The organism is Mesorhizobium sp. M7A.F.Ca.CA.001.08.2.1, assembly GCF_003998455.1.
Classification (GTDB): domain Bacteria; phylum Pseudomonadota; class Alphaproteobacteria; order Rhizobiales; family Rhizobiaceae; genus Mesorhizobium; species Mesorhizobium ciceri.
The window spans coordinates 1-6,210 of record NZ_RZPW01000351.1; the positions used below are offsets into that span (position 1 = coordinate 1).

Here is a 6,210-nt window from a genome sequence, read left to right on the forward strand (position 1 = left end):
ACAGAGAACGCGCTGTGCTGATCTTCGGCGAAGCCTATGGCATCGATGCTGTCGCGTTGCGCCTGTTCAATGTCTTCGGCGCCGGCCAGGCATTGTCGAACCCCTATACCGGCGTGCTGGCCAACTTCGCTTCGCGTCTCGCCAACGGCCAACGGCCAATGATCTTCGAGGATGGCGAACAGAAGCGCGATTTCGTCCATGTGCATGACGTCGCCCGCGCCTTTCGCCTTGCACTGCAGCAACGCCAGGCAAAGGGTCATGTCATCAACATCGGCAGCGGCCGAGCCTACGCGATCAGCGAAGTCGCACGATTGCTGGCCGAGGCCATGGGGACACCGAACCGCTCGCCCGAACTGCTCGGCAAAGCGCGCTCCGGCGATATCCGCAACTGCTTCGCCGATATTTCCAAGGCCCGTGAGCTGCTCGGTTTCGAGCCGGTGCGGCAACTGGAGAATTCGCTCGGCGATTTCGTTTCCTGGGTGCGTAACACGTCCGCCGTCGACCGCGGCGCCGACATGAAACGCGAGCTCGAAGAACGCGGGCTGGTGTCATGAACACACGCAATCGACGCGACGCGCCGGTCGCCATCGTCGGCGGCAGCGGCTTCATAGGATCGAACCTCGCCGACAGCCTGTTGTCGGATGGCGAACCGGTGCTGGTGATCGACAATCTCAGCCGTCCGGGCGTCCAGCAGAACCTTGAATGGCTGGCACAAAAACACGCCAGTCGCCTCACCGTGGAGACCATCGACGTGCGGGACGCCAACGCCTTGGCGCCGGCTCTGACGGGTTCAAAGGCAATTTTCCATCTGGCCGCGCAAACCGCCGTCACCACAAGCCTGGTCCAGCCGGGCGAGGATTTCGACATCAACCTTCGCGGAACATTCAACGTACTGGAGGCGGCGCGACTGAGCGGTGAGCGTATTCCTGTTGTCTTCGCCAGCACCAACAAGGTCTATGGCAGCCTGCCCGACGTCGCGGTCCGCGAGGACGGCGATCGCTATGTGCCTTGCGACAGCGTCATCCAAGCGAACGGCATCGATGAGGCTCGGGGCCTGGACTTCTGCACGCCCTACGGTTGCTCCAAAGGCGCGGCGGACCAGTATGTGCTCGACTACGCCAAATCCTACGGCATGCCGACGGCGGTGCTGCGGATGAGCTGCATCTATGGACCGCGCCAGTTCGGAACCGAGGACCAGGGCTGGGTCGCGCACTTCCTGCTCAGCGCGCTGACGGGACGCCCCATCACCATTTACGGTGACGGCAGGCAAGTGCGCGATATCCTGCATGTTTCCGATGCCGTCGCCGCCTACAGGGCCGTACTCGACCACATCGAGACGACCAAAGGCCAGGCATTCAATCTTGGCGGCGGCCCGGAAAATGCGCTCAGCCTGCGCACGCTGTTGAGCGAGATCCGTGGCCTGACCGGCCATGAGCTTTCAATCCGCCATGATGGCGAACGCACCGGCGACCAGCCCTTCTTCGTCGCCGACACCCGCAAGATCAAAACCGCGCTTGGCTGGATGGCCCAGGTTTCATGGCGCGAAGGCGTCCGCGACCTGGCCGACTGGCTGCAGCGCCACCGGCTCGAGCCTCACCCCGAAGCCGTGAGGTACGTCGCATGAAAATCGCTCTGGTAAACCCATTCTGGACCTACGATGACAGCATCTATTTCGGCTGCCGCCAACCACATCTGCCGCTGGAACTCGGCTATTCGAAGGCCCTGCTCGAAGCCGCCGGACATGAGGTGCTGATGCTGGATGGGCAGTTGCAGAAGCTCGACAATTCCGGTCTTTGCGAGCGGGTGGCCGATTTCGCCCCGGCAATGACTGTCGTCAGTACCGCGCCGACCTATCTGTTCTGGCGCTGCGCACCGCCGGAATTGCGCGTGCCGGCCGATTTCCTCAACCTTCTCGCCGGGCGCGGTGGACGCACGGTCGCCGTCGGGCCGCACGGCTCGGCCACGCCGGCGCCAACCTTGCGCAAGCTCGGCGTCGACATCGTCGTGCGCGGCGAATGCGAAGAAGTCGTCGAGCAACTTGCCCGGCGCGACGATTGGAGCGCAATGCCCTCAACCGCTTATCTGCGGGATGCCAGGGTGGTTTCGAACGGCGGCGTCCACGCCAGCTCGTTTGTCGATCATCCACCCCTCGAATGGCCTGCGGACTGGATCGCAGCCCATTCGCACCACCATCACAGGTTCGATGACAATCAGGTCGGGTTCGGCGCGGAAGTCGAGGCATCGCGCGGCTGTCCCTACAATTGCAGCTTCTGCGCCAAGATCGATTTCCGTGATGCCTATCGCCGTCGAAACCACGAAGCGGTGGTCGCGGAGATCGATCGGCTGATTGCCCAAGGTGTCGGCTACATCTACTTCATCGACGAAATCTTCCTGCCGCAAAAAGCGTTGCTGGAAGCCTTGGTCGATCGCAATGTGAAATTCGGCGTGCAGACCCGCATCGATCTGTGGAAGCCCGAGCTGCTGGAATTGCTGGGCGCCGCAGGCTGCGTCTCCATTGAAGCAGGGCTCGAAAGCCTGACGGTTGAAGGCCGGGCGATGCTGGCCAAGCGCTGCCGGCTGGGCACCGAGGAACTTGCCGCGCTGCTCGTCGATGCTAGACGTCACGTTCCATTCGTTCAAGCCAATCTGATCGGCGTGGTCGAGGATGATCCCGCCCTGGTCGAGCACTGGCGAACCCACCTGATCGACCACGGCGTATGGGCCAATGAACCTGTTCCGCTTTATCCGTATCCGAGTTCGCCCAGCTATCGCGAGCTTTGGGGCGAACCCGACGACCTTGCCTGGGAGCGCGCCCATGACCACTATCTCGCATCCTTCCAGAAATTCAGTGACATCCAGGAGAAGCGGCCCCGGCCGCTGGCGGAACTGGAGGCGACATGTTGCGGACACTGACGCCGCGCTCGTGGCGCATCCTGATGACCGTCGATGCCGTGGGCGGCGTATGGCGCTATGCGCTTGATCTGGCAAGGGAACTTGTGAACGGCGGCGACAGTGTGGTGCTTGCCGGGCTCGGTCCCCAGCCGACGAGGCAGCAGGCTGCGGAGGCAGAGGCTTTCACCACGCTGATCTGGTTGAACACGCCGCCGGATTGGATGACCCACAACGGCGGCGACCTGGATGCGCTACCGCGAGAATTGCTTGCGCCCATGCGCGACCACGCCATCGACCTAGTCCATTTCAACGCGCCGACGCAGGCGGCGGGATTCGATGCGCCGTGCCCAGCCGTGGCGGTCTCCCATTCCTGCGTGACGACATGGTTCCACGCCGTCAGGAAACAGGCAGTGGATGGCGCATGGGCCTGGCAGAAGGAGCGCAACAGGCGTGGCTTCAATCGGGCCGACGCAGTCATCGTGCCGAGCCGCAGCCACGCCGACATGCTTGAGACCTGCTACGGCCCGATCGCGCGTCTGAGTGTGGTGGGAAATAGTGCCAGTCCGGTGCCGAAGGCCGAAAAGCGCCAACCGCTCGTCTTCGCCGCTGCCCGCTGGTGGGACGAGGGGAAGAATGCGGCGGTGATCGACCAGGCCGCGTCGCTGACGCAATGGCCCGTCTTTGCCGCCGGTTCGATGCACGGTCCGAACGGCGGGCGTACCAGCTTCAGCTATGCTGTTCCTCTGGGAGCACTGCCGTCTCACGAGGTGCGCTCCTTGATGGCGCGCGCCGGCATTTTCGTGTCGCCGTCGATCTATGAGCCATTCGGTCTGGCCGCGCTGGAAGCTGCCATGTCGGCGACGCCCCTGGTGCTTTCCGACATCGCAACCTATCGCGAACTATGGGACGGGGCCGCGATGTTCTTTGACGCGCGCAATCCGCACGACCTCGCTGCCGGCCTCAATCGTCTTTCCAGCGATGCCGAACTCAGGCGAGAGCTCGGCCAGGCAGCGATGCGACGGAGCCGCCGGTTTACACTGGCCAGGCAAGCGGCAGCCATGCGAGGCGTCTACGACAAGGCGGCCCTGGCTATGGCGGGGCGTTGACCATGCGCTTTTTGTTCTACACCCACTCGGTCGTATCCGACTGGAACCACGGCAATGCCCATTTCCTGCGCGGTATCATGCGGGATCTGATCGCGCGCCAGCACCAGGCAGTCGCGCTGGAGCCGTCCGACGGCTGGAGCCGTTCGAACCTGTTGGCCGAGAAGGGATCCTTCGCCATCGAACGCTTCCGCAAGGATTTCCCAGAGTTGATGCCGGTGACCTACAATGCCGGGTTCGATCACGAGGCCTGGATCGCCGAGGCCGACGTTGTGATCGTTCATGAGTGGACGGATCCGGAGCTTGTCGCACGCATCGGCCGTGCCCGGGCCGCTGGCGGCAACTTCATCCTTCTGTTTCATGACACCCATCACCGGGCCGTATCGGCGACCGAGGCAATCTCGGCGCTACGGTTGGAGCACTATGACGGCGTCCTCGCCTTTGGCGAGACCTTGCGCGAGAGCTATCTGCGCGCCGGCTGGGGCAAGCGCGTCTTCACCTGGCATGAAGCCGCGGACGATCGCCTGTTCAAGCCGCACCCAGAGATCCATCCCATGTCCGATCTGGTCTGGATTGGAAACTGGGGCGACGATGAGCGGACTGCCGAACTCAAGGAATTTCTGATCGAGCCAGTACACGATCTCGGTCTCGAGGCCACAGTTCATGGCGTACGCTATCCCAAGCCCGCACTTGCGGACCTGGCCGCCGCCGGACTGCGCTATGATGGATGGATCGCCAATGCCGATGTGCCGAAGGCGTTCGCCGCGCATCGTGTCACCGTTCACATCCCACGGCGCCCCTATCGTGAGGGATTGCCTGGAATTCCGACGATCCGGATGTTCGAGGCGCTCGCCTGCGGCATTCCGCTGATTTCAGCACCCTGGTCCGATGTCGAGCAGTTGTTCAGGCCCGGCGTCGACTTCCTGTTTGCGGAGAACGGCTCTCAGATGCGGCAACACTTGCGGGCGGTATTGGCCGATGCGGATTTCGCGGCTTCCCTGGTGACTTCGGGCCTCGAGACCATTCGCTCCCGGCATACCTGCCAGCACCGCGTTGACGAGCTGTTCCGCGTGCTCACGGCATGCACGACCGAACATACCATCAACAACACCACCGCAAAGGAAGCCGCCGCATGAAGATGGCATTCTACGGATCGAGTCTTTTGTCGTCCTACTGGAACGGTGCCGCGACTTACTATCGCGGGTTGCTGAAGGCGCTTTCCCAATTGGGCTACGAAATCACCTTCTATGAACCCGACGTCTACGACCGGCAGAAGAATCGCGACATCGAGGCGCCCGACTGGTGCACTGTCGTCGTTTATGAAGCGACCCAGCACGCGCTGATGCAGGTCGCGGCACGTGCCGCCAGCGCCGACATCGTCGTCAAGGCGAGTGGCGTCGGTTTCGAGGACGAGGCGCTGCTGCGCGCCGTTCTCGACCACGCCCGCAGCGACGCGCTGGTGGTATTCTGGGACGTGGACGCTCCGGCAACCCTTGCCCAGTTGCGCGACGAACCGGACCATCCGCTCCATAGCGCCCTGCAAGAAATCGACCTTGTGCTGACCTATGGAGGCGGCGACCCCGTGGTATGGGCCTACCGTGCCATGGGGGCGAACGAATGCGTGCCGATCTACAATGCGCTCGATCCCCAAACGCATTATCCGGTCACCAGCAATGCGCGTTTCGCTTGCGATCTGGCGTTCCTTGGCAACAGGCTGCCGGATCGTGAGGCACGGGTCGAAGCGTTTTTCCTCGATCCCGCATGCCAGCTGCCGAAACAGCGTTTTCTGCTCGGTGGATCGGGCTGGGGGGACAAGCCGCTTCCCGCCAATGTCGGCTGGCTCGGTCACGTCGGCACCCGCGATCACAATGCCTTCAACGTCACACCCAAGGCGGTTCTGAACATCAGCCGCGACAGCATGGCCGTAAACGGTTTTTCACCGGCCACGCGTGTCTTCGAGGCGGCCGGCGCCGGCGCCTGCCTCATCACCGATGCGTGGCTGGGCGTGGAACTGTTCCTGAAGCCAGGCGAGGAGATCCTGGTGGCGCGCGACGGCGGCGATGTCGCCGAGATCATGTGCTCGCTGACCTCCAGTCGGGCAAAGGCAATCGGCCAGGCCGCACTTTGCCGCGTGCTGGCCGATCACACCTACGCGTTGCGGGCGGACGTGGCCGATGCAGTCTTCAAACGTCACTTCGAGCAGGGGACCGTGGAG

The 6,210-nt window shown here is 63.1% G+C and carries 6 protein-coding genes; all 6 read left to right on the top strand.

Features of this window, described 5'->3' with window-relative positions; genetic code table 11:
• Positions 1 to 554: NAD-dependent epimerase/dehydratase family protein (locus EN914_RS20255; RefSeq protein ID WP_127389221.1), on the top strand; the 554-nt coding region annotated here is incomplete at its 5' end.
• A complete protein-coding gene (locus EN914_RS20260; RefSeq protein ID WP_024502366.1) occupies positions 551 to 1,624 on the top strand; it encodes an NAD-dependent epimerase/dehydratase family protein in 1,074 nt (357 codons plus the stop codon). The genes EN914_RS20255 and EN914_RS20260, both read left to right, overlap by 4 nt.
• Entirely contained in the window at positions 1,621 to 2,913 is a 1,293-nt protein-coding gene (locus EN914_RS20265) for a TIGR04295 family B12-binding domain-containing radical SAM protein (RefSeq protein WP_024502365.1), read from the top strand. Before EN914_RS20260 ends, EN914_RS20265 begins: the two co-directional genes overlap by 4 nt.
• A complete protein-coding gene (locus EN914_RS20270; RefSeq protein ID WP_024502364.1) occupies positions 2,898 to 3,998 on the top strand; it encodes a glycosyltransferase family 4 protein in 1,101 nt (366 codons plus the stop codon). The genes EN914_RS20265 and EN914_RS20270 overlap by 16 nt, the downstream gene beginning before the upstream one ends.
• Before the next feature lie 2 nt (positions 3,999 to 4,000).
• Positions 4,001 to 5,131 (top strand): glycosyltransferase, encoded by a 1,131-nt coding sequence (locus EN914_RS20275; RefSeq protein ID WP_024502363.1) that lies wholly within the window; start codon positions 4,001 to 4,003, stop codon positions 5,129 to 5,131.
• The coding region (locus tag EN914_RS20280) for a glycosyltransferase (RefSeq protein ID WP_127389222.1) at positions 5,128 to 6,210 on the top strand (1,083 nt) is incomplete at its 3' end. The genes EN914_RS20275 and EN914_RS20280, both read left to right, overlap by 4 nt.